We start from the raw sequence: 25,606 nt of genomic DNA, 5'->3' as shown, positions 1-25,606 counted from the left end.
GACACTCATGCACCTTCAAGCTCAGCCGCCATCGTGTCCCGATAGGCCTTGGGCGTCATGCCGGTTTCCCGCTTGAAAGCTTTGTAAAATGTCGAACGCGAATTGAAACCAACGTCCAATGAAATCGTCAAAGAAGATTCCTTATTCTCAATGATGAGCGGTTTGGCAGCTTCAATCCGGTGATGCGCAATAAAGTCGAAAAACGTCAGCCCAATGCGTTCATTCAACGTTTGAGAAATCTGGTTGGGCAAAGCGCCGACATGACGCGATAGTTTCTGTAACGACAGATTAGGATCAAGATACAACGCATCTTGGCTCATTGCGGACTTGATGCGCGCGGCAAGTTGTTGCGCGTGATCATCGCTCAACGCTGACCGCGCATATTTTGCCTCCGGCGGATCTTCTGGCGTCGCAAGGTCTTCGATCATCGGGTCGGGTGGGGATATCGATGCAAATGCCATGACAAATAACAGAAGGCACGCGGTCAGCCCGTAAACTAGTTCTTCGATCACTATCTGATCGAAGCCTATATTGACGGCGACAAACGTAACAGCAACCACAGCCCAAACGATGACGATAGAAACCACAAACCAGTCGAGCCACCGCAATTCACGGTCATCGAGATTGGAATAAAGTGTCCGAAGTTTTGATCGATATTCACGCAATCTTTGCAACGTGGCGACGAGATAAACAAACGACGACACGACCCAGCAGAAGATCAGGACAAACGTCGTCAAGACAAGCGTTGACGGAATGACGCCTGCAGGAAGATCGCCAGAAATGAACATCGCGGTTTTGGCCTGCGCGGGCTGCAACCAGTAGCCAACCATCACCAATCCGGCCGCAATCGGTAGGACGATGTCACGTCGCCGCATAGACGAAGATGTCAGTTCGGTCGTCTTTGCGGAGACATAATAGAAAACGGCAGGCGGCTGGATCATCAGTAGGACCAAGATGACCGGCAAGTAAAAGCCGTACATTGACGGGGCGAACGCAAAGACGAGTGGCGTCGCAACGATGCCGCCAAACACGCCAAAGACAAGCATGAGATAAAACCGTGCGGGCCCGTCTTGCGGGCCGCGTATCGCAGACATCGCACCGGCGAGTGCGATGCCCAAGCACGCCGCTGATAGGGCAATGATTCCATCGGTAAGCATGCCGATTGATAGGCGAAATTCTTTACCGGCATCAACGTTCAAAACGGACCAACTGAAATACACGAAAAGTGTACGCGCCGTCCCGCGCGGACGACAGGCACAAATTTGACGGGCAATGAGGGTTCAAATTTCACGGCCAGCAGATGTTTGGCCACAGCCGAAGAGACCTCAAATGTTCATATTTCTGACGATCACCACGATCGCGCATATCGCCACTGGAACCATTGCCGTTGTGATGGGCGCCATCACATTCGCCGTCCGAAAAGGTGGATCACAACACATCAACGCAGGCCGCGTGTTTACGATCACAATGGGACTGTCTTCATGCCTCGGTGCAATCCTTGGGCTGATTAAGTTCGACACATTCTACATCACATTTCACGCAGGCGTTCTGGGCATGACCTTGGTCATCAGCGGGTGGTTACTCGCCCGTATCCGAAATAAGCACCGCTTTGCATCGTTCGGCGCGGTTGCAGGTGTGAACCTTCTCAACACTGCAGGTCTAATCGCAGCCGGGTTTTGCGCACTGACATTCCCAGATCAAACGCTGCGCGGTTTTGCGTCCGCTGACTACTTCTTCCTCGCAGGGATGGCCGGTGTTGGCGTGATCAACGATCTTGTCGTGCTCTTGCGTAAAACCCTGACGGATCGCCACCGGATTGCACAGCACATCTGGCGCATGTGTCTCGGTTTTTTCATCGCTGCCGGTTCTGCATTCACTGGGCCCGGCGCCAGCATTTTCCCACAGGCGGTGCGCGACAGCGGGATCCTATCGCTGCCTGAGCTAACGATCATTGTGCTGATGCTGTTTTGGCTTTTCCGGATTCTGTTCGGCAAGGGGCGTCGCGTGCAAGTGAAGCAGGCTTGATCCGCACCAACCAGTTTGCGCCGTTCTTAGATCAACAAATCCCTCACCATTTCCACAAACGCGCAATACCGCGCATCTAGAAAGAGAAGACTATGAAACCTATCACAACACGCGCCGCGATCATGTTGGCCATCCTCCCCGCCAACGCCTTCGCGCAAAACGCCCCAGAAGACACTTTTGCCGGACACGACATCTTCTTCACGATCACAGGTGGCGTGGTCTCCGCGCCATCATTCCTCGGCAGCAATGAGACGTCGACCTACGCGATCCCCAACGTGTCTGTCGCCATCGGAGATCGTCTCAATATCTCTTTGCTCGATGGGGTGTCGTATGACGTCTATAAAGACGACAACCTGACCGCAGGCGTCGCACTGACATATGATTTTGGCCGTGAAGATACCCCTTCCAAACATGACCTTCTGTTGTCCAGCGTCGCTAAGTCGGAAATCGCGGGATTGGGGGATATTGAAGAGACCGCCGAAGTCGGCGGCTATCTCGCCTATACATATGGAAATCTGCAGGCCAATCTTGCGATCCGCAAGGGCGTCGATGGCGGCCATGATGGGATCGTTGGAGACGTTGATATCACTTACAACGCACCCGTCGAAATTCTAGGAAAGCAGTCCGTCATTTCATTTGGTCCAACGGCCAGTTTTTCTGACGATAGCTATGCGAGCACCTATTTTGATGTCTCGGCGGCCCAATCCGTGGCGTCCGGTATCAGTGAATATGACGCAAACGGCGGCATCATGTCATACGGTCTGCACGCATCGGCATTTGTGCCGCTTAATCAGAATGTATCGCTTGTTGGGTTTGCCGAATTTGATCGCCTCAGCGGTGACGTGCGTGACTCTTCAATTGTGCAAGAACGCGGATCAGAGGAACAAGCGACTGCGGGCCTAATGATCAACTATACCTTCTAGTCATGGACCAGTTGAGGTTATACGCAAACGGCCAGCACCGAAGCTATTGGCAGAAAAATCGCCAATTCGGATAGTCGACTAACCTTTCTGGTAGTTGCTCGGTAAAATCCTGCCTCTGGATATATCTTTAGCTGCCACGCTAGCCGTTTGCTGCTTAGGGATTCCCAAGCAGGACCATTTATCTTTTCAGCAAGTCCCGTCCAACGACCACGCAATAGTCTCTACCTGCCGATCAACCAAAAGGTTGAGGTTCAAGGGGTTCGCATCTTTGATGTAGAATTTCGGATGCAAACGACTTTGCGAAGCCTGTGTTCATGGGGCCTGAAGCGAAGGAGACCTGCAAGATGGCTTTTATTGATAATGCTCTGTGGCTGACCGGTCCCAATGGGACGGCAGAGAACGGTACGACAACCGTATCTGAAGGCGGCAACAGCACAGTCGTTACGGCCAGCTTTACAGCCAATGCCTGGGACGCATCACAAGGTGGTAATACGGTTTCTGAATTTGGCGCGTTTGGGGTAACGTCCCCGATCACGGCGAGCTACGATTTTTCGACGCCAATTGAAAATCTGAATTTTGACTTCATCCACGTCAACGACGACGGCGCATCGACGTTCGATGACCTGTGGATCATCTACGCGTATGACGAGAACGGCGTACTTCTGGATCCTACCACGGTCATTGCCGGCTTAAGCGGCGTTCAGGACGAAAACGTATTCGCGAACCCTGACGGTTCGGTGACCATTGAATCCGCAGGCACGATCGCGAACGATGTAACCGTTAATCTACCGGGGCCTATATCGCAGATCGATTTGACCTTTGCACCCGGACCCAACGGGACGAGCACGGGTGGGTCGGGTATCAGCGACTTGCGTTTTGATGTTCCTGCCTTGGACACGGATGGCGACGGCATTACAGATGACCAAGATATCGACGATGATGGCGACGGAATCTTGGATACTGACGAAGGGTACTCTGTCACCACGCCAAGCACGATCACGATCGCATTCGACGCCGATGAGTTCACTCAGATGGACAATACGCGGTGGGAACTACGTGATCCTGACGGCAATCTTATCGCCAGCGACACGACGATTAATGATAACGTCGTCGAAGTCACGAATGTCAGCGTTGCTGGCTTGGGTGACTACACCTTCACGGTTATCGATGATTTTGGCGATGGCATAAGTGGTGCGGACCCGGCGAGCTATACGGTTTCGCTTGATGGCGTTGTCGTTATCGATTCAGGTGCAAATCCGAATTTTGGCGGAACGACCACAGAAGTCTTCAATGTCAGCGGTATCGTTAGCACAACGGATAGCGACGGTGATGGCGTCGCTGATCACCTTGATCTTGATAGCGACAACGACGGGATCACCGACAACGTCGAAGGCCAAAGCACAGCCAATTACATCGCGCCTACGGGCAACGATAGCGACGGGGATGGACTTGACGACGCATACGAGGCTGGCGGTGTCACACCGGTTGACACAGATACCGACGGAACTGCTGATTTTCTCGATACGGACTCGGATAACGATGGCGTCAATGATGTCATTGAAGCAGGTCACGGTATCAGCCAAGCGGCAATTGACGCATCGGTCGATAGCGATGGCGACGGACTGAAGGACGTCGTTGATAATGTTGTTGGATACGACGCCAACGACGCAGATATCGATGTGGCTGGGAATTTTACGCTGTCGGAATCTGACAACGACACCGCAGCAAATGGAAGCGGGGCTACACCGCTTGTGAATGACCTAGACTACCGTGACGTTCCCTGTTTCACGAAAGGCACCCTGATCAAGACACCTATGGGCGAAAGGTTAGTTGAAACCTTACAGCCGGGCGATCTGGTGCTGACCCGAGACCATGGTCTTCGTCCAATCCGCTGGATCGGAAGCCGAACGGTTGTTGGGCGGGGCCGATTTGCCCCCGTGAAGTTCCTAGGCGCAAAACAAGGTGACACGCAGCATTCCATCCTGGTTTCCCCGAACCACCGCGTTCTGATCGTGGGCTATCAAGCAGAGCTCTACTTCGGCACGAACGAGGTGTTGGTCACCGCGAAACACCTCGTCGGGACCGGTGCAGCATTCGAAAAACCATGTGACGAGGTGACTTACATTCACATCATGTTCGACCAACACGAGATCGTTTATTCAAACGACCTACCGACAGAAAGCTTCTACGCGGGCGAAATCGGACTGAATGCGATTGAAGATTCCTCACGCGATGAGCTATTTGATTTGTTCCCCGAGCTACGGACAATGGGCAGCCCACACAACCAAACCGCACGACGCTGCGTGAAAGAATATGAAGCACGGGTTTTGGTTAACCAACGTTCGTGATGAGCGATGCCTAATGATATTGTCGGATCACAACCGTATATACTGCGGGCAAAAATCACTGATACGGGCGCGTAAAAATTGCGTTCATCATGCACCGTCTGGGCACAATGCCGAGTCGTTTGCGAGATGATCAATCAATGCGCGCACTCTTGTCGTCAGCCGCCGGTTTTGTGGGAAAAGCGCGGCCACAACATAAGGCGGCACACGGTTCTCGGCGAAAAGCTCGACCAACTCACCCGACCGCAAAGCATCGGCAACCGTATAGGCAGGACATCGTGCGATCGCCGCCCCTGATATGGCAAGACGGGCCGACCCCGCTGGAGCATTCATCCGAAATCGCCCGTTTACTTGCACAGCTTCATCTTGGCCGTTGACCGAAAATCGCCAAACTGTCGGTTCAGTCATATTGCCGTCGAGTATACATTCGTGCGTGGCAAGCGCCTTCGGATGGTCCGGTTGCCCGTGACGGATCAAATAGGCTGGCGATGCGCAGACAACCAAAGGCATGCGGCCAAGTTGGCGTACCTTAAGGGAACTGTCGCGCATCGGGCCAATTCTGACTGCTAGGTCAAGGCCTTCTTCGACAATTGAAACCCTACGGTCTGAGAACTTCAAATCAAGTTCTACGTTCGGATGTTTCTCGGCAAATCGCGCAAGCGATGGGACAAGTCGCAAAGCACCAAACCCAGTGGGTGCCGAAACGTGGATCACGCCGCGCAACGATGCCTGTTCATTTCTCACTCTGTCTTCAAGCTCATCAAACCCATCGAGCAGCGGCGCGCATAGTGCCAAGTAGGTCGCCCCCGCATCCGTCAAAGAGACGCTGCGCGTCGTGCGGTTGAGCAATTGTACACCCAGCGCATTTTCCAGATCAGCAACGTATTTGCTAACCAAACGCGCAGACCGCCCCATACGCTGAGCAGCGATGGTGAATGAAGCGTTGTTTGCAACCAACGCAAACGCGCGCATGCGGTCAATCTTGTCCATGACATTGCGCCCTTTCAGGGCCTAAAGTTACGCCAAAAGTGGCAATTATCCCTCATGACTGCAACTGCTAATCATCCACTAACATTCAAAATTACTGGAGACGCTCATGTCGAACGCGGTCCGCATTCACCATTTCGCCAAATCAGGTCACGCGCATCGTGCTTTGGTATTCGCAAAACTTGCAGGAATTGCGCATGAAGCCATCCCTGTCGATCTTGGCGCCGGTGCGCATAAATCGCCTGAATTTCTCGCGATGAACCCGAATGGCCAAGTGCCGGTTCTCGAGGACGGCGACGTGATCGTTTCGGATTCGAACGCGATCTTAGTCTACCTTGCGCGGACATACGCCCCCGACTGGATACCAAGCACGGCAATCGGCGAAGCTAATGTGCAACTTTGGCTTACGCTCGCTGCTGGTGAAATTGCGTTTGGAACTTGCGCTGCTCGGTTGATCACTGTTTTTGGCGCACCGTTAGAGCCAGAATTCGCCGCCGCAGTGGCAACGAAGGCAATGCAAAAGCTGGAACAAGGTCTGGTAGGCCGTGATTGGCTTGTCGGTGATCGCCCGACAATCGCGGATGTTGCGACGTATTCCTACACGGCCCATGCGCCGGAAGGAAACGTATCACTTGCCCCCTATCCGAATGTGCGCTCCTGGCTTGACCGTTTCGAAGCATTGCCCGGATTCGAAGCAATGCCCACGACCGCCGTTGGTCTACTAGCTGAAAAGGGAGAATGAGAATGACATCCGAAGCCCCGCGTCACCCGTTGCCGCCCTTCACACACCAAACCGCTATCGAAAAAGTCCGCCTTGCCGAAGATGGCTGGAACGGTCGCGACCCCGCCAAAGTCGCACAGGCCTACACAGCTGACAGTAAGTGGCGCAACCGCGCCGAGTTCCCCGAAGGCCGTGCGCAGATCGCTGAATTTCTCGCCCGAAAGTGGGACAAGGAATTGGATTACCGTCTGATCAAGGAACTATGGGTCCATGATGGAAATCGCATCGCGGTGCGTTATGCCTATGAATATCACGATGACAGCGGCAACTGGTTCCGTGCGTATGGCAACGAAAACTGGGAGTTCGATGAAAACGGTTACATGGACCGGCGGTTTGCCAGCATCAACGAACATCCTATTGCAGAAACAGACCGAAAGTTCCACTGGCCGCTCGGACGTCGTCCCGACGATCACCCCAGTCTGAGCGACTTGGGCCTCTAGGCCATCAATCGATAGCATCGAAATATCCAACAAAGCGTAACCCGACGACAGGGGCGGAAGGATCAGCCAATGACGCAGGCACATAAGTCGCACAAAGGTGAATTGCTACTGCAAGCGCGGCGCAACACGCCCAAAGAACTTACCGACGCCATTCCGCAATACATAAGCAGTGACATGCCGCAGCAGCACGCAGATTTCTTTGCTGGCCTGTCCTATCTGCCTCTAGCAACGCTCGACCAAAAGGGGCGTCCATGGGTCAGCCTTTTGGTCACAACGTCGAGCGACGACCCTACCCTTGGTATTAAGGTTTCAGGTGGAAACACAACGGACATCGTTGCTGAAACAAACCCCTTTGATCCTTTTGCGCGCGCGTTGCAGCAGGAACCGACATTGGCTGATGACCGTCGGCTCTTTGCAGGAGTTGGGATCGATTTCACGAACCGTCGACGCAATAAGATCGCCGGATCAATCGAAGATGCCGCTGTTGATCGTATGGCGAAAGTCCGGCTTCGCCTCCTTTCCGACCAGCATCTTGGGAATTGCCCGAAATACATCACCGTTCGTTCATTGACGCATGTGCAGCGCACGGCAGGCCTTTCTCATGATAGCTTTGACGTTGACACCTCCGCCCTGCCCGCCGACGCCAAAGCAGTGGTTCATCGTGCAAGCACAGTCTTTCTAGCGACAAAGCATACGACTACAGACAATGCGTCGGACATCCAAACTGACATGGGCGTCAATCATCGCGGCGGTGCCCCCGGTTTTACACGCATTTATGAAGAATGTGATGGCGATCAGGTCACAACATATCTGGTTTTGCCTGACCATTCCGGCAACCGCTTTTATCAGTCTTTGGGCAATATCGTAACGGACCCGCAAGTCGGCCTCTTGTTTCCAGATTTCGCGACAGGCGATGTCCTTTACGTCACTGGTGACGCGGAAAACCTGCTGGATCAGGACGCAGAGGCGCTTATGCCACGCGTGAACTTGCTAACGCGCGTCAAGGTGACTGGTGCGGTATTGGTCAAAAATGGGCTAAATCTAAGACTGACATCTGACGAACAGTTCTCGCCCTACAATCCACCTGTGCGGCTCTTGCGTCAGGAATTGGAACAAATGGGGCATGCGTCGGCGCCAAATGACGGCGCTGCCGCTATTTCTGCCACTCTCGTTTCAACGCAAGCTATTTCCGACAGCATCAAGACGTTCAATTTCCGCCTCTCGACGCCAACCGATGCCCCTTTGCCGGGTGGGTTTGGCGTCTTCGGCTTCTCGGACATCTTGGACGTCGGCTACAGCCATATGAACGAAACCAACCCGCAATTGGTGAACGACGATTTTGTCCGCACATGGACGATTTCCAATGCGCCCGATTTTGACCCGCATACCAACGCGTTCGTCGGCACCGACCGCGTCAGTGTCACCGTCAAACGCAAACCGGGCGGTTTGATGTCGAATGTCTTACACGACAATATCGACAGGCTTATCGATCAAAAACTACCGGTCGTCTTTAAGGGCACCGGCGCTGGCTTTTCGTGTTTTTCTACGCCCCCAAAGGGCCACCCGCCGCATGTTCCACCCCAAATGCTTTGGATCGCAGGCGGCGTGGGCATCACGCCATTTATGGCGATGTGGGACGGTATCCTTCAGATTGCGAAAGCAAATCCCGGACTTGGTGCGACCGACATTGTGCTTCTGTTTGCTGGGCGTGATGACGATATCAATGTCCTGAAGCATTTCGCTGCGCAGCACGGTTCGCGTCCGAAAAATGTGAAATTAAGCGTCATGGCGTTCCAAAGCATCAAGGGAAACGTCTCCGCCGCACAGACGGCACGGGACGGTCTACGCCCAGCGCAGTTTGATAATGCGTTAAGAGTTGAAGAACGGCGCATGGGGATCGACGACATTCAATCCGTCGCGAACCTTAAGGATCGTGAAGTGTTCATGTGTGGACCCGATGCGATGATGAATTGGAGCGAAACCACGTTGACCGAACTGGGCGTCGAAGAAGCACGACGCCATCGCGAGACATTTGTTTTCTGATTTGGACGCACCAGAAAGAAGCGGCTTGTATTTCTCGCTCGGCACAAAAGTCGCGATCAGAAACTGGATGCCATGGCACTGACATTCGCTCTGCCCCGCCAAAATCATGCGCGACACAATTAATACTACATTATTCGGCTCACCCGAACGATCTAGTCTGACGAAACCGTCTAATTCGAATGCGGCGCGGGCCGTACAGTTCCGCCAGCTGCGCGGTGCATTCCGTAACGCGCTGGTCATTCTTCATTCGAAAGGACATCAAATGTCGACTTCATTGAACCGCCGCGATTTCTTTAAAAGCGCCGCACTTTCCGCCGGCGCTCTCACACTGCTACGTGCTGGTTTTGCCCCAACGTCTGCCGCTGCGCAGGGCGAAATGGCCGCTGGCACAATCCATTCCTTTGCCAAGGGTGGCGTCACGTTCCACACGTATGTCTCCCCTGCAGAGGCCGTAAACGTAACGGCCCATGTCATCGAGATGGGCGATCAGTTGCTGCTGGTCGATTCAACATTCATCCCACCGACCGCCACGGAAGTCACGGCGCTGATCGAAAGCACTGGCAAGCCTGTGCACACCGCATATATCAGCCACGAGCACCCAGACCACTGGGGCGGTGTTTCCACAATGGAAGGCATCACGTTCTCGACCTTGCCGGAAATCCGCGAAGGTTTGCGCGCCGAAGCAACCAATGGCGAAAATCCTGAACCAACAGCATTGTTGAACGGTCCTGACCTCGCGCTTGGCATGACAGAAATTGGCGGTGTGGCAGTTGAGTTCCGGTCTTACGACAATGCTGAGGCCCCCAAAATTATTGTCGCGGTCTTCCCCGAACAGAAAGTCGCTGTAGTGCAAGACCTCGTCTATAACGGCGTGTATTTTGCACCCGGCGTAGACCGCAAAAACTGGATTGCGATCTTGGAAGGCATGCGCGATGATCCGTCTTTTGAAACACTGCTCGTCGGTCACGGTCTTCCAACCACGCGCGGCGAACTCGACGTTGCAATCGGTTACCTGAAGGTACTGGATGCGGCATGGGAAGCAGGCACAACACCAGACGAAGTGAAGGCTGCGATTGCAGAAGCTTATCCTAGCTACGACGGCGAATTTCTACTTGGTCTTGTCGACGCGTACTGGGACAAATGATCCTGAACGAAGGGCCGGTGAACGCACCGGCCCCTCTTTTACCCGTCTTCCAGAACGATGTCGGCCGCCGAATAGGCGACAAGATCGGCCACCGTCAGGGTGCCATCGCGCGTTTCAAAGGTCTCGATGTATTCGATCATGGTGTTGGCATGCTCACGCATCATACCTTCCGCGCGCACGGCATCCCCTGCCGCAATAGCATCATAGATGACGCGGTGTTGCGCATTACCCAATCGCAAACGAAACAGCCCGCGCTCCAGATGTTCGGGCGTATCGCCAACCGATCTGTCAAAAACCATGGAACCCGCCGCAAGCATGGGCAAGTGGCTGATCTGCTGGCAGGTAAACCCGACATAGTCGTTGCCGCAGCTGTCCAACATGGTGGAGTGAAACACGCGGTTCGCCGTTTGCATCCTTTTTATCGCATCAACGTCCAGACGCCCAGCATCTACCGTCGCTTCGATCTCATCAATGGCGCCTGCCATTGCCGGCAATCGTTCATGTCTGTCCTCCGCTTGCGCCATAAGTCGCGCCGCCAGACTTTCCAAATGCCCGCGCACTTGCACCGCTTGCTTCACATCGGTGATCGTCGGGCTTTGGATCATATAGCCCCGCCCGTCACCGCGACGGATTACGCCTTCTCGTTCCAAAAGCCGCAACGCCAGCCGCACAGGCGTGCGCGAAACCTTGTGTGCCTCGCAAAGGTGCGCCTCAGACAGGCGCGCACCCTCTTCGTAAACCCCATGAATGATATCGTTGCGGATCCGTGCCGCGAGCTCTGTGTCAATTGATTGCATGTCACTACTTGCACCGATTTGGGATCCCAAAGTCAAGCGCATTGCTCAATAGCCTGGCGCAAAATCAAGCTCTTTGCTTGATTTGGGATCCCGCTATCAGCTTACCTTGAAGAGCAACAGCACAGATTCGGCAAAACCCGAGTCGGAAAATAGAACTTGGGATCCCAAAAGGGGTCGTCGGTTCAGCCACTTCTGGGAGGATATCATGGCTTTTTCACGCTTCACCCGCGCATTCGCGCTTGCTTCGGTGCTTGCGAGCACTGCGTTTTCGGCGTCAGCCGAAGAACTGACAGTGGCAACATTCGTGCCACCGCAACACCATTCCAATACAGTTTTGTTTGCGTGGTTCGCAGAAGAACTTGAAGCACGCTCTGGCGGCACGATGACCATGCAGTTGTTCCCTGCCGGTCAACTGGGTGCGGGCCCAGTGCAGCAATACAAGCGCGCCGTTGAAGGCGTTGCGGACATTACGTTCGGCGTAACCGCCTACACTCCCGCCCTGTTCCCACGCACTATGCTCGCTATTCCACCAGGTGCATCCAATTCATCGGCCGAAGCGACCGTCCGGATATGGTCCGCGTTTGATGAACACCTCGCGGAAGAATATGCCGACGTGAAGGTTATTGCCTTGAGCACGGCCGCGGGTCTTGGGATCGCAGCAACACAAGACGTGTCCACTTTTGAATGCATGCAGGGCGCGAAGATTGTGCCATATGCCGCCATGACAACGCCGATCATCGAAGCAATGGGCGCAGTTCCTGTGCAGATGCCAGTGTCCGAAATGTACACGGGGCTGTCGACGGGTACGATTGATGGCGCCTACGCGACCTACAACAACATGACGCCCCCTTGGAACTTTTGGGACGTAACAACGCACTTTGTAACGAACGTACCGGTCCAACACGCAGTCATTTTCGTGGTCATGAACCGTGAGCGCTACGAAGGGCTAAGCGACGAACACCGCGCGATTATTGATGAATTGGCAGGCGAAGCCGCATCCATGAAACTCGCGGAAGGTTGTGATGGAGCAGACGAACGTTCACTCGAAATGATGATGGCGAACACAGACAAGAGTTATGAACTTGTCGCTGTCACTGACGATGAACGCGCCAAGATGGACGCCGCAGTTGCCGACGGCATGCAGGCTATCTTCGCCGACTACGCAGGACGCGGAATCGAAAATGCCGAAGAAATCTACAACGCAATCAACCAATAAGGAGAGTAGACATGACTATTTTGAATACCCTTCGTTCCACCGCGCTATCTGCTATTTTGGCAATGTCGGCCCAGTCGGCAATCGCAGAAGAATTGTCCGTCGCAACATTTGTGCCACCAAATCACGAGTCGGTCACTGGCGCGCTGGCATGGTTTGAAAACGAGCTCACAGAACGTTCTGGCGGCACGCTGACCCTCAAAGTCTATGCTGCCGGTCAGTTGGGCGCGGGTCCGACACAACAATACAAACGAGCTGTTGAAGGTGTGGCTGATATCACCTTTGGCATCGCAGCCTCTACCCCGACATTGTTCCAGCGCACCATGCTGGCAATTCCACCAGGCGCGGCAGTTGATGCTCTGGATTCCACGCAACGGCTCTGGACCGTTTTCGATGAATACATGGCTGAAGAATGGAGCGACGTGAAGGTTCTTGGTGTGGCACCCGTCGCGGGTGGTATGATCATTTCCACGCGGGATGTGTCCACGATTGAAGGCATGCAAGGCGCAAAAATCGTTCCATTTGCCGCGATGACCGCGCCAGTGCTGCAGGGTGTGGGCGCGGTACCAGTGCAGCTAGATCCTACCGAACATTACACCGGCCTTTCTACAGGGACGATCGACGGCGCAATTTCGACCATCAACAACATCATGCCGCCGTGGAACCTTGATGAGGTTGCAGATTACGCAATCCTCAACACACCTGCGACATTCAACCCAGTGTTCTACGTGATGAACAAGGAACGCTACGAAAGCCTGAGCGACGAACATCGCGCGGTCATCGACGACATTGCAGGCCTGCCGTTCTCGATGGAACTCGCACGGGCATTCCATCACGCAGACGAGGTTGCGCTGGAATGGGTCGAAGAACAGCGCGCCACGGGTGAGCTGAACGTCGAGCGGATCACTGTTTCGGACGAAGAACGCGCCAAGATGGAAGTCGCAGCCGCCGAAGGCATGCAGCAGATCTACGACGATTATGCAGCACGCGGCATCGATAACGCGCAAGAAATCTACGAAGCGCTCAACCAGTAAATCAGCTTGGTGGGGCGGTTTCCGCCCCACCATCAACCATGGGGGGATTTCGAAATGTCTGAGGACACACAACTACCAGGCATTATCCGGCTTTTAGACAAGACGCTGACATGGCTCGCACTCGTTTTGGGCGGGAGCACGCTGATTTTCATGACGGTCTTTTCGGTCTGGAACGTGTTGATCATGCGCAAAGCGCTAAACTCGCCGATCATCGGCGCAGAGGACCTGCTGATCCTGTCTTTGGTCGTCATTGTCGCCCTCTCTATTCCTCTCGGAGCACGGACAGGCGCGCATATCGAAATCGAGGTTTTGGAAAGCAGCATGTCGGCCCGCTTCGCCAAATGGTCTTTGCTTGTAATGAAGGTTCTGGCCTTCTTTCTGTTGGCGATCATGGGGTGGCGTCTTTGGCATGCCGGCGGCACAGCCGCGAAGTTCGGGGAAACCACCCAACAGCTCCTTATCCCCTACGGACCCTTCTATTATTTGTTGGCTATCTCTGCGCTGATCTATGCTGTCGTGATTATCCTCGACATCTGGCAGATCCTGCGCGGCGGCAAGGTCATCACACTGAAAGTCGATGGTGAAGACCTATAATTAGCATGACACTTCTAGGCATTCTTGGCCTTCTAACTCTTTTCATCTTGCTCGCCCTGCGCATGCCTGTGGCACTGTCCATGCTCGGCGTTGGCCTTGTGGGCACGGCGGTCGCCAATGCGAACCAGTTCATCGCTGTGGGCATGGCGTCGGATCAAGCATGGGCGCGTGGTGTGCGCATCGCCTATTCCAACCTTGCCGGCGAAACCTTTGAAGCGGCCTCTAACTTCAACTTGCTGGTGATCCCGATGTTCGTGCTCATGGGCACGCTTGCTGGTGTGTCAGGCATGTCCAACGATCTTTATGCAGCGGCCTATCGCTGGATGGGTCACATGAAGGGCGGTCTTGCATCAGCTACGATTGCGGCCTGTGCAGGATTTGCGGCCTTGTCAGGGTCGTCGCTTGCGTCTGCGGTCACAATGGGCCGCGTCGCCCTGCCGGAAATGAAGAAGTATAAGTATCACGACGGCCTTGCCACCGGTTCGGTCGCGGCAGGCGGCACGCTTGGCTTTTTGATCCCTCCATCAGGCGGAATGATCATCTATGCGGTGCTGACGGAACAATCCATTGGTCGCTTGTTCATGGCCGGTGTCTTTCCCGGTATCATCCTGACAATGCTGTTCATTGGCGCCATCTATCTGGTGGTGATGCGCAATCCGACTGCGGGTCCTCCCGGTCCGCGCTCTGCTTGGCCTGAACGCAAGGAATCGCTGATCAACGCTTCCCCGATCCTTGCAGTCGTGTTCTTGACCATTGGCGGGATGTACACGGGGTTCTTCACACCGGTTGAAGCGTCCAGGGTAGGTGCCTTTTTCACCTTCATAGTTGCAGCCGCACGGCGATCCCTGACGTTTCCCGCAATCAAGGCCGTTATCCTGCAAACCATGAACGCCACTGCGACGGTGTTCCTGATCATTATCGGTGCGTTCGTCTTCATCCCATTCATTTCACTGACAGAAGTTCCCGCCAACCTTGTAACATTGCTTACGTCCTTACCCATCGGCGAATTGGGCGTCCTGATGATCATTATCTTGGTCTACATCTTCCTTGGCATGTTCCTGGAATCTATCGCCATGCTGGTGCTCACAATCTCTGTCGTAATCCCGATTGCAATTGGACTGGATTGGGATCTGATTTGGTTCGGTATCATCGTCGTGATTGTGCTTGAAATGGGGATGATATCGCCCACTGTCGGGATCAACGTCTTCATCGTGAAATCAATCGCACCCGATGTGCCTATGGCCACAATTTTCCGCGGCATCTGGCCGTTCTGGTTCGCCATGGCCTTCATGATCGTACTGCTGATCATCTTTCCATCTATCGCATTATTTCTCCCCGAAACCTTAGTCGGCGGATAGCCTAGGAGACCCACAATGGACGCTAAAACAGATATCAAAACCCTACAGCACTTTATCGGTGGGAACTGGGTGGACGCAGACGACGGAGGCACCTTTGAGGTTCTGAACCCGCTTGACGACAGCCTGTATTGCTACGCGGCCAAGGGCACCAGAAATGACATGCGCAAGGCTGTAAGTGCTGCGAAGTCCGCGTGCGCCACGTTCCGCGACACCACGCCAACACAGCGCGAACGTTGGTTGCTGCGGGTCGCCGAACTGATGGAAGGCCGCCAAAAAGAGCTGGTCGACTGCCTGATTGATGAAATCGGATCGCCCGTCCAAAAGGCGATGTTTGAATTCAACAAGGGCCTGACGATGATCCGCGCGGCGGCCGGGCTATGCCGTCAGGTACGCGGTGAAACCATTCCGTCAGATCGTCCCGGCACAATGTCAATGTCGATCCGCGAACCTCTTGGGGTCGTTGCTGTGATCACGCCGTTCAACGTGCCCCTGATCAAGACCACACGACTGGTCGCCAATGCCTTGGCCCTTGGAAACACGGTTGTGCATTTGCCATCTGAAATGGCACCGCACCTTACGATTATCTTTGCTGAAATCATTGCCGAAGCTGGCATTCCAGCGGGCGCTTACAACGTTGTCACAGGCCTTGGCGTTGAGATCGGGGATGATTTGACAGGGCACACAGACGTCGATTTCGTCACCTTCACAGGCTCCACAGTTGTGGGTCAGCACATCAACGAAATCTGCGCCAAAAACAAAACGCCCAGTACACTGGAACTGGGCGGTAAAAGCCCGACGGTTGTTCTGGCGGATGCGGATCTGGACAAAGCTATGCCGCTGGTTGCGCGATCCATTTTCATGTTCGGTGGGCAGGCCTGCATCGGGTCCAGCCGCTTTTATGTGGAACGCCCGATTTTTGATGAATTCGTCAAACGGTTTTCGGCAATTGCTGGCAAGGTAGGCATGGGCGATCTGCGTGATCCAGACACTGTCATCGCGCCCATCATTTCAGACCGCCAGCGTCAACGTGTCAAAGATCACATCGCAGATGCCGTCGCCAACGGCGCAACTGTCGCAGCAGGTGGCGAATTCGAAGGCAACCGCTGCCAGCCCACCCTGCTGACTGGGGTGACCGAAAAGATGACCGTTTGCAAAACCGAAACCTTTGGGCCTGTCACCGCGATCTACCCCGTCGACAGCTACGAAGAAGCTTTGGAAAAAGCCAACGATACGGTGTACGGACTGTCCTCTGCTATCTTCACCAAAAACATCGATCGCGCGTTCCATTTTGCCCGCAACATCGACGCCGGCATGTGCCACATCAATGGCCCGACCATCCACGACGAAGCGCACGTGCCCTTTGGCGGCAACGGCGAAAGCGGCGTGGGCCGTGAAGGCACGGATGCGGACATGGAAGCGATGACGGAACTGAAATGGGTTACCGTGCAGCTATGACTTTCACGCTTTATCACCACGGATCATCAGTTTGTGCCGCCAAAGTGCGCTTTGCGATGGATGAAAAAGGGCTGCCTTGGGACGGCGTCTATATCGACATTCTCAAGGGCGAGCAGTTCGAACCTGACTATCTCAAGCTGAACCCCAAGGGCGTTGTCCCGACATTGGTACATGACGACACGGTTGTTCCCGACAGCACCGTCATCATTGAATACCTGGACCAGATTTCACCTGAAAATAGCGTGCACCCGACTGACCCATGGGAACGCGCGCAAGCACGTTATTGGACCAAAGCGGTGGATGAAGATCTGCATCCGGCATGTGGGGCCGTCACCTTTGTTTGCTCGCACCGCCACACGGTGTTGAAAAACCTTGGGGAAGACGGCGTAAAGAAATTCCTTGCGTCCACACCGACCATGTCGGTCGCGTCTAACTGGAAAGACCTCAAGGACAGCTACACGCGTTTCGGATTTGATGCGCCGGGGGCTGCAGATAAGGTCAAATTGTACGACAGCTACCTGCAAAAAATGGAGACAGCCCTGAACGGGCAGGATTGGCTGGTCGGCAACAAGTTCTCTATCGCCGACATCGCCATAACGCCTTACGTCAACCGGCTTGTAATGATGTCGATGCGCGGCATGTGGGAAAACGGACGTTTGCCAAACGTCGAAAAATGGTTCGCGAGGATCGAGGCGCGACCAAACTTCAAAAAGTGCGTGATCGACTGGGTTCCCGAGGATCTGACACATGATCTGCGCGAGAACGGGGCCATGAGCTGGCCCGAAGTCGCGAAAATTCTTGAAATAGAAATCTAACAGCGGGAGGACACAATGGATCGTCTTAAAGGAAAAGTCGCGGTAATCACGGGCGCCGCACAGGGCATTGGCGCGCTTATGGCGAAAGCGATGGCCAACGAGGGCGCAAAGGTTCTTGTAACGGATGTTCAGGATACAGACAAAGCCGTCAAGGCAATTACCGATGTGGGTGGCACTGCGCAGGGCATGAAGGTCGATGTGACAAATAACGACGACCTCAAAGCGATGGTCGAAACGGCCATCAGCATGGGTGGCCTTGATATCATGGTCAACAACGCATCGATTTTTGCAACGCTGACGCCCAAGCCTTTCTTTGAGATATCCGATGATGAGTTTGATCTGATCATGAGGGTCAACGCCCGCGGCGTTCACCAAGTGATGCGCGCAATCGCACCGACAATGATCAAGGCGGGTGGTGGTAAAGTCATCAACATCGCATCCGGCACGTTCTATTACGGCCCACCCGGCCTATCGCACTACACCGCGTCCAAAGGGGCGATTATCGCGCTGACACGCTGCCACGGTCGCGAACTTGGCGACAAGAACATTCAGGTGAACGCTATCGCCCCCGGCCTGACGGAAAGCGAAGGCATCGCAGCTAATTCCGGATTTGATATGGCGCGCGGCCCCACAGTGGCGTCGCGTTCGATCAAGCGGGAAATGCTGGCCGAGGATCTGTTGGGCACGCTGCTTTATCTTGCGTCACCCGATAGCAACTTTGTCACTGGGCAAACGCTCAACGTGGATGGCGGCAAGGTTAACCTCTAGCGACATTTCAACTTAGGAAAAATACCATGGCAGCACTTGGTGATGACATCATCGGTAGCAGCGGCGTTGCGCCGTTCTACAAGGTTACGAATGCAGACGCGGTTTCGATTGACGCGCCGGAAAACCGAAAGGGCGATGCGCTGCGCACATGGGTGCGGTCACTGTCCGGTTTCCAAAAAGAGGCGTTAGTCCGGTCCGCCAAAACCGGTGAAACTTGGCGTCTCGTGTCTGACGAAGGCCCCTACCTGAACGGCTATGACGCGGCCCCCTGCCCGCTGGCCTTTTTGTCCTGCGGTATGGCGGCGAGTTTCATGAATGAAATTCTTGCGCTGGCCAAAATCAAGGGCATCGAAATTCGCAAGTTGAAGCTTATTCAGGACAATTACTACACGATGAAAGGCTCTATGCCGAAGCGCACAATGGTAGGCGGGGCCGAAAACATTGACCTTCAGGTTGAAATAGATTGCGATCTGAACGACGCGGCCCTGAATGAAATCCTGATCAATGCGACCTACGCATCGCCCCTCAACGGATTGATGCGCGGCCAGTTGGAAAGCCTGTTCAAATTGGGCAAGAACGGGACAGAGTTGCCAACTGCAAAAGTCGCAGAGCTTGACGGCGCATTGTTCCCAGATCCGGGCAATCATTTTGCCAAATCCGAAGCCGAAGCAAGTGACTTGGACCTAATGGAACCAGTCGGTCCGACACCAAAGAAGGATGTCGTTCTTGGGACATCGGCGGCGGGCGGCAGCATGGCCTCAGAACAAGATCGTCGGTTGAACATCGGCGCAGTCGCTGTGATGCGCGAAGACGGCATCAAAGAAATTCAACAAATGCAGTATTCCCCCTATGGCACGTCGTTCCGGTTCCTCAGTTCAGAAGATGGGCGAGCGCCGGACGCCAATTCGCTAATTTCGGCGGGCATCGGGTTTTGCTTCATGACGCAGTTCGGTCGCTTTGTGTCGATGCTGAAACTGGACCTCCCAGACTACCGGATCGTGCAAGACACGCATTTCAGTCTGGGTGGCGCATCGGGCGGCACCGGCAAAGCAGGCGAGGCGGATTCCATCGAAACGCACGTCTATCTCGAAACAACCGAGTCCGACGAAACGGCGCAAGAGATGCTCGACATTTCTGAACAAACCTGCTTCTTGCATGCCTTCTGCCGCACCGACCTTAAGACAAAGCTAAAGGTCGTGCGGGTCTAGGGTTTAGGTCTTGAGCGATGAAAAATAGGCGTCCCAACCCACGTGGGGGGGGCCCAGCGGCTGCTTCGAAATCACCGTTTTTGGCGAACGCACCGCCGCGGATGCATTCACAGATGCGCACCATGATGGGACCCAGAACTTCACCCAGTTCCCCGACACGATCAGCATTTCAGCGTAGGTCGCAGCCAATTCATCGCGGTCCGTGTAGCCGCATTTCCCGCGCCTCGACACCTTCAATCGCCACGTCGGCCGGTTGCGACGGAAACTGCGGTAGTCATGGTGATCGTCCTCTTGCCTTGGCTTGCGATTTAACCTTCGGCGCGTTTCATCTGCTGATGTTCGTCTTCAACAAGGCCAATCTTCCAATAACCGGAAATATAGGTGTCCGCGCGCGGCACTTCTTTTTCCTGTGCAAGAAACGCCCTTAGGCTTTTGATCACGCCAGATTCTCCCGCGATGCAGGTCTGCACGCGACCTTGGTTCCAATCCAGTCCCCGGATCAATTTCTCTTGCGCTGACGATGCGATGCTTGGATCGGGGTGGATCAACCAATGCGCTTCTATGCCACTTGGCATGTCGATGTCTTGCTTGTCTTCAATTGATGGGACCTCAAAGATCGCGACACCCTTGGCGTCACGCGGCATTGCCTCCAACGCAGCGGCGGCCACGGGAATGGCGGATGGGTCCGCTGCTACAAGGTACCAGTCGGCATCAAAACTGGTCACCTTCGACGTGCTTGGACCTGCGAACCCCAGAAACGATCCCGTCTTGGCCGCACGCGCCCACCTTGATGCAGGGCCTGTGTCACCATGATCGACAAAATCAATGGCCAGTTCACCATTTTCCGCATCATAGCTGCGCACTGTATAGGTCCGTTTGACCGGAGCTGGCCCGCCAGAAAGGCGCAACTTGAACGCCGATAGGGTTTCGTTCGCGTCAGGCAGCAACAGCTTGCAATTGCCTCCGTCACGACCTTCGGGAAAGCCTTCCAATTCAGGACCAGCAAAGATCACGCGGATCATATGCGGCGTCAGATGAAACGCCTCTTTGACGCGCAAAACGCGAGGTCCAGAACGCCCGACAGCCTGACGTACTGCGTCTTTGATTTTTGCAAGAGCCATTTCAGATGCCCTTTCTAAATACCTGACTTATTTTGTCAGACTTAACCTTTGGACAGCAATTTACAAGAACCAAGGGCAATATTAACGAACACCAAGGCCCGCGTATGAAATCCCGCTCAGCTCGGACATTTCTTTCTTCCACGTTGTGATGTCGCGGGGCGAAAAATCAGAAAGAGATGCATGGCCACAGGCCCGCGCGAGCACGCTCATCAATTCGACTGAGGCACTGAAATACCGTTCCAGCCTTTCTGCGCCGACCTGCACATCAAGCCGTTTGCGCAGTTCAGGTTTCTGCGTGGCAACACCGACAGGGCAGTTGTTGGAATTGCACAAACGCGCCGCGATACAGCCGACCGCTTGCATGGCTGAATTGGACAGGGCAATCGCGTCCGCCCCCATCGCCATTGCCTTAATGAAGTCCTCGGGCATACGTAGACCTCCGGTAATCACCAAGGTGACTTCACGGCCCGTTTTTTTGCCCAAATGCGCACGCGCACGCGCAAGCGCGGGGATCGTTGGCACCGAAATGTTGTTGCGGAAGATTAACGGCGCAGCACCTGTGCCACCACCGCGACCATCCAAAATGATATAATCGGCGCTTGCTTCCAGCGCAAAATCGATATCGTCTTCGATGTGGTTAGCCGACAATTTAAACCCGATCGGGACACCGCCAGATTCTTCGCGCACCTGATCAGCCAGCTTTTTGAAATCGGCTGGCGTGTGTAGATCGATGAAGGTTGAGGGCGAAATTGCCGCCTCGCCGACGTTCAATCCGCGCACTTCCGCGATCTTGGCGTCTACCTTGTCACCGGGTAGATGCCCGCCCGTACCCGTCTTGGCCCCCTGACCGCCTTTGAAATGAAACGCCTGAACACCTTTGACCTTTGCGATGTCCCACCCGAACTTGGCCGATGCTAATTCATAGAAATAGCGCGTGTTTTCGGCATATTCTTCGGACAGCATACCGCCTTCACCTGAACAAATGCCTGTGCCTGCCATTTCTGCGCCCCGCGCAAGCGCGGTCTTCGCTTCAAGCGATAGGGCTCCAAAACTTATGTCAGAGACGAACAGCGGGATATCAAGATGCAGCGGCTTCGCCGCACGTGGCCCGATCGTCACGCCTGTCGCCACTTCAACATCATCCAGCAATGGTTTTCGCGCCATTTGGGCGGCCAGAATCTGAATGTCGTCCCAATGAGGCAGGTCTTTGCGCGGAACACCCATCGCACCCATTTCGCCGTGATGACCCAACTTGCTTAACCCGTCACGCGCCAGCTCGTGGATGCGCGCAACCGTCGGCTCTTCGGGGGTCGCCGTTGCGGTGGGAACATCAGATTTCGGTTCAGGCGAAGGATCACCGACCGCGAGGTCTTTAAGCTGCGCATGAGTGCCATCGCAAAACGGCTTGTTCGCAGTTGCTTTACATTGGCACAGCGCAGCCTTGCCCGTTTTCTCTGAGGTGAATTTCACAGGGGTCACATCGGTCCCCGCATGCGAACCATCACAGAATGGTTGGTTCTTGGACATACCACACGCGCACCAGAAATAGTCTTTGCCCTCTTCCAGATCGGCCATTGCGGGGGCTTTAGCGGCGATGATGGGTACAGTTTTCGTGACCATCTGACATGTCCTTTTTTGTATGTGATATTTAGGCGACCGCCGGCCTTCCCAGTGGTACGGGTCGCCAGAAACGCGCCATCGCTCAGCTTAAAACTTTCCAGAATTGCCCCATGCATCGCGCGGGCTAATCTCTTCTTCGTTCATCCACATTTCGACGATCTTGCCGCCTGCAATACGATAAAGGTCAAACACGGCGACTTCTTTACTCGCAGCGTAGCGTTTGCCGTAAGTGACAACGAAATCGCCCTGACCAACCAGTTGGAACAGCATTTCGTACCGACCTGCGTCGTCTGATTCCAACCACGTCGCCAAACCATCTAGGCCCGCACCGATAGGGGCAGCATGTTGGACCACGCCAGCGGAAACAAAGTTGCTTAGCTTTGACACATCTCCCTCTTGGCGGACCTGTTTGGTATATTCCAGCACGAGCGCTTTGTTCTCTTCAGTGTCCCCATTGATATCAACATCGGTGACGCCGCCGACCATGTCTTCGCCGGATTCCGTCTTGGCAACGTAGGGTGCAATTGTGTCCCAGTGTTCGAGGATCAGACCGTCTTTGTCGGTGTAGAACAAATCCATCGTGACCCACTGCGCGGCCCCATCGTTGAGCGACTGATAGGCGCTGCACCAAACCCAACGACCGTCTTCCAAGATGCGTCTAATCTCGATCTCGCGCTTTGGATTACGAGCAACGAAAGGTTCAAAAAATTCAAGGAAGCCTTCAGCACCATCGCCCACGCCGGTGGAATGTTGTGTGTAACGATGCCCAGTGTTGCGCAGAACCGCCTCGCGTGCGTTGCCGCCTGCGATGCCATCCAGATAGATGTCACGTACGTTGTCCAGTCCTTTGCCCATGATGATCCGTCCCTTGTTATGGTTTCATTCGTCTGTGTGAAGTTCGCCGAAAGGCGCCCGCTTTGGGCCATCAGGCTGCGTGGTTTTGTTGAGCAGTGCCATGACCGTGTCGAATGAAGCTTGCGAAGTTTCGGCCATGTCTTGTGACCCCGCTTTCTGCGATGACGTTGCGCGCAAACGCCCACGCCTCAACGGTATTGACGCAGGGGCAAGGTTATAAGTATGTCAATTTGGATCACACCATTCGGCTGAGGCGAACAATGATTGATAAGCTGCGTAGCATCGCGATCTTCGCGACAGTCATTGAGCAAGGCACGTTTAGGGCAGCGGCGCTCCACCTTGGTTTGGCACCGTCGCGCATAAGTGAGACAGTTTCCGAACTGGAAAAGAGCCTTGGCGTGACGTTGCTTTACCGTTCGACGCGGTCTTTGTCCCTGACGCAAGAAGGCAGGCTGCTTTACGAGAAGGCACAAGAAATGCTGATCGCGGCTGAACTTGGGCTAGACGCGATCAACCCCCAATCATCTGATCCACAAGGGGAACTGCGGGTAACAGCACCCGCATTTATCACGCAAACCGAAATGATGGATCGTTTCGCGGACTTCTGCGCGGCTTATCCTCGAATATTTCTATCGCTGGATTTTTCGGATCGCCAACGCGATGTCATCAAGGATAACTATGATATCGCGATCAGGGCGGGCTGGTTGGAAGACAGTCAATTGATGAACCGCAAGGTCGGTATTGCCGACCGTCTCCTTGTGGCCAGCCCCGCCTATGTTGAACGGATGGGGTTGCCGGAACACCCTAAGGATTTGGAAGATTGGGAATGGATTCGTTTTTCCATGCGTCCCAACCAGACTGATCTAACGGACAAGGATGGCGAAACGGTCACGGTTTTAGGGCGCTCCAAGATACTCGTGAACACGGCCGACGCGCTATTCGAATTTGCAACGCGCGGTCTTGGTGTTACGGCTATACCGGAAAACCTTGCATGCCGTGGCCTTGGGCGCGCCGAACTTTCTCACGTCCTTCCTGAATGGACACTAAAGCCTTTGGGCCTACATGCTGTTTGGCCAGATCAATCGCGGCGCAACAATCTGACGATGACATTTGTACGGTTTCTGGCGCATCACTCTCCCGATCAATAATGTCTTTCGCGCATCGCGCGGGCGGTATCCTGTAGAACAGATTCAAGACTGCTTCGTTCAACGCTGACAGGTGCGGATCGCGACACGCTGACCCCAACGGGTCCGGACAACAGCGGCGACGCAAGGGCCACAGCAACAAGACTGCATGCCGCTAATTCATCGGCTACAACCCCGCGAGAGATGAACCAAATCGCATCCGACATTGCCACGATTTTGCGACCGACGGGCAAAGCCACAGTTTCAATGTCGCCTCGCATTTCAGGCAACCCGATGCTCGCGAGATAGCGTTCAACGGTCTGGGAAATCACGGCACCCGACGGGGGCAGGACCAAGGGATACGAAGATACCGCACTTTCTGGGTTTTCTATGCCAAGGATAGGATGATCGGGACGGCAAACCAGCACGACGTCTTCGATGTAAAGCTGTTGAAAGTTCACCCCTGCCCCAGTTGAACTTTCGGGCATCCGTCCCACCACAATGTCCAATTGACCGTCGCGTAGCTGGTTAAACAACAACCAGTTAGGTCCTGTCAGAATATGCAACCTCACCTGAGGCATCTCTGCACGAAACGTCAAAGCGGCACGTGGCACAAGTTCAGTCGCAGCCGTAGGCAAAACACCAACCTTGAGCTGCGACATCACATCGCCAGTCTTTGTCAGCCGATCGCGCCCCCGCATCAATTCCAGCATCGAAGCGCTTGCGTGACTTTGAAAAACGCGGCCCGCCTCATTTAGGCGCAACCCGCGACCAACGCGATCAAACAACCGCGTATCCAGCATGTCTTCCAGTTCCTTAAGGCTACGCGATACGGCAGGCTGGGTTACATTCAAGCGCGTAGATGCCACCGAAACACTTTCCGCGCGCGCGACTTCAAGGAACACGCGGACATGACGCAGGCGAAGATGAAGATCCCAATACATACCAGAAATATC

General features: G+C 54.5%; 23 protein-coding genes. 16 read left to right on the top strand and 7 right to left on the bottom strand.

The genetic code is table 11. From position 1 onward, the window contains the following. Positions 1 to 5: 5 nt before the first annotated feature. Positions 6 to 1,157 (bottom strand): AraC family transcriptional regulator, encoded by a 1,152-nt coding sequence (locus tag MWU61_RS00310; protein WP_247125832.1) that lies wholly within the window; start codon positions 1,155 to 1,157, stop codon positions 6 to 8. Positions 1,158 to 1,329: 172 nt separating this feature from the next. Between MWU61_RS00310 and MWU61_RS00305 the strand changes: the two genes are divergently transcribed. From MWU61_RS00305 to MWU61_RS00295, 3 genes are all read left to right on the top strand, one after another. Continuing rightward, positions 1,330 to 2,025: a hypothetical protein gene (locus tag MWU61_RS00305; RefSeq protein ID WP_247125831.1), complete on the top strand. Its 696-nt coding sequence runs from the start codon at positions 1,330 to 1,332 to the stop codon at positions 2,023 to 2,025. A gap of 92 nt (positions 2,026 to 2,117) precedes the next feature. Beyond that, a complete protein-coding gene (locus MWU61_RS00300; RefSeq protein ID WP_247125830.1) occupies positions 2,118 to 2,948 on the top strand; it encodes a MipA/OmpV family protein in 831 nt (276 codons plus the stop codon). 344 nt (positions 2,949 to 3,292) lie between these two features. Then, positions 3,293 to 5,296: a Hint domain-containing protein gene (locus tag MWU61_RS00295; protein ID WP_247125829.1), complete on the top strand. Its 2,004-nt coding sequence runs from the start codon at positions 3,293 to 3,295 to the stop codon at positions 5,294 to 5,296. Positions 5,297 to 5,383: 87 nt separating this feature from the next. On the opposite strand, the gene MWU61_RS00290 is transcribed toward MWU61_RS00295, so the two are convergent. Further along, positions 5,384 to 6,283: a LysR family transcriptional regulator gene (locus MWU61_RS00290; RefSeq protein ID WP_247125828.1), complete on the bottom strand. Its 900-nt coding sequence runs from the start codon at positions 6,281 to 6,283 to the stop codon at positions 5,384 to 5,386. A 106-nt stretch (positions 6,284 to 6,389) separates the two neighbouring features. On the opposite strand from MWU61_RS00290, the gene MWU61_RS00285 reads away from it, so the two are divergent. From MWU61_RS00285 to MWU61_RS00270, 4 genes are all read left to right on the top strand, one after another. After that, a complete protein-coding gene (locus MWU61_RS00285) occupies positions 6,390 to 7,022 on the top strand; it encodes a glutathione S-transferase (RefSeq protein WP_247125827.1) in 633 nt (210 codons plus the stop codon). A 2-nt stretch (positions 7,023 to 7,024) separates the two neighbouring features. Then, positions 7,025 to 7,501, top strand: a complete 477-nt coding sequence (locus MWU61_RS00280; RefSeq protein ID WP_247125826.1) for a nuclear transport factor 2 family protein — start codon at positions 7,025 to 7,027, stop codon at positions 7,499 to 7,501. A 69-nt stretch (positions 7,502 to 7,570) separates the two neighbouring features. Continuing rightward, entirely contained in the window at positions 7,571 to 9,544 is a 1,974-nt protein-coding gene (locus tag MWU61_RS00275; protein ID WP_247125825.1) for a pyridoxamine 5'-phosphate oxidase family protein, read from the top strand. Between the two features lie 262 nt (positions 9,545 to 9,806). Continuing rightward, entirely contained in the window at positions 9,807 to 10,688 is an 882-nt protein-coding gene (locus tag MWU61_RS00270; RefSeq protein WP_247125824.1) for an MBL fold metallo-hydrolase, read from the top strand. A gap of 38 nt (positions 10,689 to 10,726) precedes the next feature. Here the strand turns inward: MWU61_RS00270 and MWU61_RS00265 are convergent, their stop codons facing one another. Then, positions 10,727 to 11,485 (bottom strand): GntR family transcriptional regulator, encoded by a 759-nt coding sequence (locus MWU61_RS00265; protein ID WP_247125822.1) that lies wholly within the window; start codon positions 11,483 to 11,485, stop codon positions 10,727 to 10,729. Between the two features lie 205 nt (positions 11,486 to 11,690). Between MWU61_RS00265 and MWU61_RS00260 the strand changes: the two genes are divergently transcribed. The 8 genes from MWU61_RS00260 to MWU61_RS00225 are packed head-to-tail and all read left to right on the top strand — an operon-like array spanning position 11,691 to position 19,930. After that, positions 11,691 to 12,701, top strand: coding sequence for a TRAP transporter substrate-binding protein (locus tag MWU61_RS00260; RefSeq protein ID WP_247125820.1), 1,011 nt, complete (start codon positions 11,691 to 11,693; stop codon positions 12,699 to 12,701). Between the two features lie 11 nt (positions 12,702 to 12,712). Further along, positions 12,713 to 13,732, top strand: coding sequence for a TRAP transporter substrate-binding protein (locus MWU61_RS00255; protein WP_247125819.1), 1,020 nt, complete (start codon positions 12,713 to 12,715; stop codon positions 13,730 to 13,732). A gap of 54 nt (positions 13,733 to 13,786) precedes the next feature. Further along, a complete protein-coding gene (locus tag MWU61_RS00250) occupies positions 13,787 to 14,326 on the top strand; it encodes a TRAP transporter small permease (protein ID WP_247125817.1) in 540 nt (179 codons plus the stop codon). A gap of 5 nt (positions 14,327 to 14,331) precedes the next feature. Beyond that, complete coding sequence (locus MWU61_RS00245; protein ID WP_247125816.1) at positions 14,332 to 15,684, top strand: TRAP transporter large permease; 1,353 nt, start codon at positions 14,332 to 14,334, stop codon at positions 15,682 to 15,684. Positions 15,685 to 15,699: 15 nt separating this feature from the next. Continuing rightward, entirely contained in the window at positions 15,700 to 17,139 is a 1,440-nt protein-coding gene (locus tag MWU61_RS00240) for an aldehyde dehydrogenase family protein (RefSeq protein ID WP_247125814.1), read from the top strand. Further along, positions 17,118 to 17,954, top strand: a complete 837-nt coding sequence (locus MWU61_RS00235; protein ID WP_247125812.1) for a glutathione S-transferase family protein — start codon at positions 17,118 to 17,120, stop codon at positions 17,952 to 17,954. Before MWU61_RS00240 ends, MWU61_RS00235 begins: the two co-directional genes overlap by 22 nt. A 15-nt stretch (positions 17,955 to 17,969) precedes the next feature. Continuing rightward, on the top strand, positions 17,970 to 18,722 hold the full coding sequence (locus MWU61_RS00230; RefSeq protein WP_247125810.1) for an SDR family oxidoreductase: 753 nt from the start codon (positions 17,970 to 17,972) through the stop codon (positions 18,720 to 18,722). Positions 18,723 to 18,748: 26 nt separating this feature from the next. After that, positions 18,749 to 19,930: an OsmC family protein gene (locus MWU61_RS00225; protein WP_247125808.1), complete on the top strand. Its 1,182-nt coding sequence runs from the start codon at positions 18,749 to 18,751 to the stop codon at positions 19,928 to 19,930. Positions 19,931 to 20,238: 308 nt separating this feature from the next. Here MWU61_RS00225 and MWU61_RS00220 read toward each other — a convergent pair whose 3' ends face one another. The 3 genes from MWU61_RS00220 to MWU61_RS00210 all read right to left on the bottom strand — a co-directional run bounded on the left by MWU61_RS00220 (position 20,239) and on the right by MWU61_RS00210 (position 23,526). Beyond that, entirely contained in the window at positions 20,239 to 21,051 is an 813-nt protein-coding gene (locus MWU61_RS00220) for a siderophore-interacting protein (RefSeq protein ID WP_247125806.1), read from the bottom strand. Positions 21,052 to 21,132: 81 nt separating this feature from the next. Further along, positions 21,133 to 22,671 (bottom strand): glutamate synthase-related protein, encoded by a 1,539-nt coding sequence (locus tag MWU61_RS00215; protein WP_247125804.1) that lies wholly within the window; start codon positions 22,669 to 22,671, stop codon positions 21,133 to 21,135. A gap of 87 nt (positions 22,672 to 22,758) precedes the next feature. Then, positions 22,759 to 23,526 (bottom strand): nuclear transport factor 2 family protein, encoded by a 768-nt coding sequence (locus MWU61_RS00210; protein ID WP_247125803.1) that lies wholly within the window; start codon positions 23,524 to 23,526, stop codon positions 22,759 to 22,761. A gap of 260 nt (positions 23,527 to 23,786) precedes the next feature. Between MWU61_RS00210 and MWU61_RS00205 the strand changes: the two genes are divergently transcribed. Next, entirely contained in the window at positions 23,787 to 24,674 is an 888-nt protein-coding gene (locus tag MWU61_RS00205; RefSeq protein ID WP_247125801.1) for a LysR family transcriptional regulator, read from the top strand. Here the strand turns inward: MWU61_RS00205 and MWU61_RS00200 are convergent. Beyond that, entirely contained in the window at positions 24,668 to 25,594 is a 927-nt protein-coding gene (locus tag MWU61_RS00200; protein WP_247125799.1) for a LysR substrate-binding domain-containing protein, read from the bottom strand. The genes MWU61_RS00205 and MWU61_RS00200 overlap by 7 nt on opposite strands. Between the last annotated feature and the right edge of the window lie 12 nt (positions 25,595 to 25,606).

The organism is Loktanella sp. F6476L, from assembly GCF_023015725.1.
Classification (GTDB): domain Bacteria; phylum Pseudomonadota; class Alphaproteobacteria; order Rhodobacterales; family Rhodobacteraceae; genus Yoonia.
The sequence above is the reverse complement of the archived record's forward strand: the minus strand, read 5'-3'. Positions and strand labels throughout refer to the sequence as shown.

What these genes read in the sequence shown, in the direction of transcription:
- MWU61_RS00310 (WP_247125832.1), bottom strand. Translation starts at nt 1,157, where the DNA reads ATGCTTACCGATGGAATCATTGCCCTATCAGCGGCGTGCTTGGGCATC.
- MWU61_RS00305 (WP_247125831.1), top strand. Translation starts at nt 1,330, where the DNA reads ATGTTCATATTTCTGACGATCACCACGATCGCGCATATCGCCACTGGA.
- MWU61_RS00300 (WP_247125830.1), top strand. Translation starts at nt 2,118, where the DNA reads ATGAAACCTATCACAACACGCGCCGCGATCATGTTGGCCATCCTCCCC.
- MWU61_RS00295 (WP_247125829.1), top strand. Translation starts at nt 3,293, where the DNA reads ATGGCTTTTATTGATAATGCTCTGTGGCTGACCGGTCCCAATGGGACG.
- MWU61_RS00290 (WP_247125828.1), bottom strand. Translation starts at nt 6,283, where the DNA reads ATGGACAAGATTGACCGCATGCGCGCGTTTGCGTTGGTTGCAAACAAC.
- MWU61_RS00285 (WP_247125827.1), top strand. Translation starts at nt 6,390, where the DNA reads ATGTCGAACGCGGTCCGCATTCACCATTTCGCCAAATCAGGTCACGCG.
- MWU61_RS00280 (WP_247125826.1), top strand. Translation starts at nt 7,025, where the DNA reads ATGACATCCGAAGCCCCGCGTCACCCGTTGCCGCCCTTCACACACCAA.
- MWU61_RS00275 (WP_247125825.1), top strand. Translation starts at nt 7,571, where the DNA reads ATGACGCAGGCACATAAGTCGCACAAAGGTGAATTGCTACTGCAAGCG.
- MWU61_RS00270 (WP_247125824.1), top strand. Translation starts at nt 9,807, where the DNA reads ATGTCGACTTCATTGAACCGCCGCGATTTCTTTAAAAGCGCCGCACTT.
- MWU61_RS00265 (WP_247125822.1), bottom strand. Translation starts at nt 11,485, where the DNA reads ATGCAATCAATTGACACAGAGCTCGCGGCACGGATCCGCAACGATATC.
- MWU61_RS00260 (WP_247125820.1), top strand. Translation starts at nt 11,691, where the DNA reads ATGGCTTTTTCACGCTTCACCCGCGCATTCGCGCTTGCTTCGGTGCTT.
- MWU61_RS00255 (WP_247125819.1), top strand. Translation starts at nt 12,713, where the DNA reads ATGACTATTTTGAATACCCTTCGTTCCACCGCGCTATCTGCTATTTTG.
- MWU61_RS00250 (WP_247125817.1), top strand. Translation starts at nt 13,787, where the DNA reads ATGTCTGAGGACACACAACTACCAGGCATTATCCGGCTTTTAGACAAG.
- MWU61_RS00245 (WP_247125816.1), top strand. Translation starts at nt 14,332, where the DNA reads ATGACACTTCTAGGCATTCTTGGCCTTCTAACTCTTTTCATCTTGCTC.
- MWU61_RS00240 (WP_247125814.1), top strand. Translation starts at nt 15,700, where the DNA reads ATGGACGCTAAAACAGATATCAAAACCCTACAGCACTTTATCGGTGGG.
- MWU61_RS00235 (WP_247125812.1), top strand. Translation starts at nt 17,118, where the DNA reads ATGGGTTACCGTGCAGCTATGACTTTCACGCTTTATCACCACGGATCA.
- MWU61_RS00230 (WP_247125810.1), top strand. Translation starts at nt 17,970, where the DNA reads ATGGATCGTCTTAAAGGAAAAGTCGCGGTAATCACGGGCGCCGCACAG.
- MWU61_RS00225 (WP_247125808.1), top strand. Translation starts at nt 18,749, where the DNA reads ATGGCAGCACTTGGTGATGACATCATCGGTAGCAGCGGCGTTGCGCCG.
- MWU61_RS00220 (WP_247125806.1), bottom strand. Translation starts at nt 21,051, where the DNA reads ATGGCTCTTGCAAAAATCAAAGACGCAGTACGTCAGGCTGTCGGGCGT.
- MWU61_RS00215 (WP_247125804.1), bottom strand. Translation starts at nt 22,671, where the DNA reads ATGGTCACGAAAACTGTACCCATCATCGCCGCTAAAGCCCCCGCAATG.
- MWU61_RS00210 (WP_247125803.1), bottom strand. Translation starts at nt 23,526, where the DNA reads ATGGGCAAAGGACTGGACAACGTACGTGACATCTATCTGGATGGCATC.
- MWU61_RS00205 (WP_247125801.1), top strand. Translation starts at nt 23,787, where the DNA reads ATGATTGATAAGCTGCGTAGCATCGCGATCTTCGCGACAGTCATTGAG.
- MWU61_RS00200 (WP_247125799.1), bottom strand. Translation starts at nt 25,594, where the DNA reads ATGTATTGGGATCTTCATCTTCGCCTGCGTCATGTCCGCGTGTTCCTT.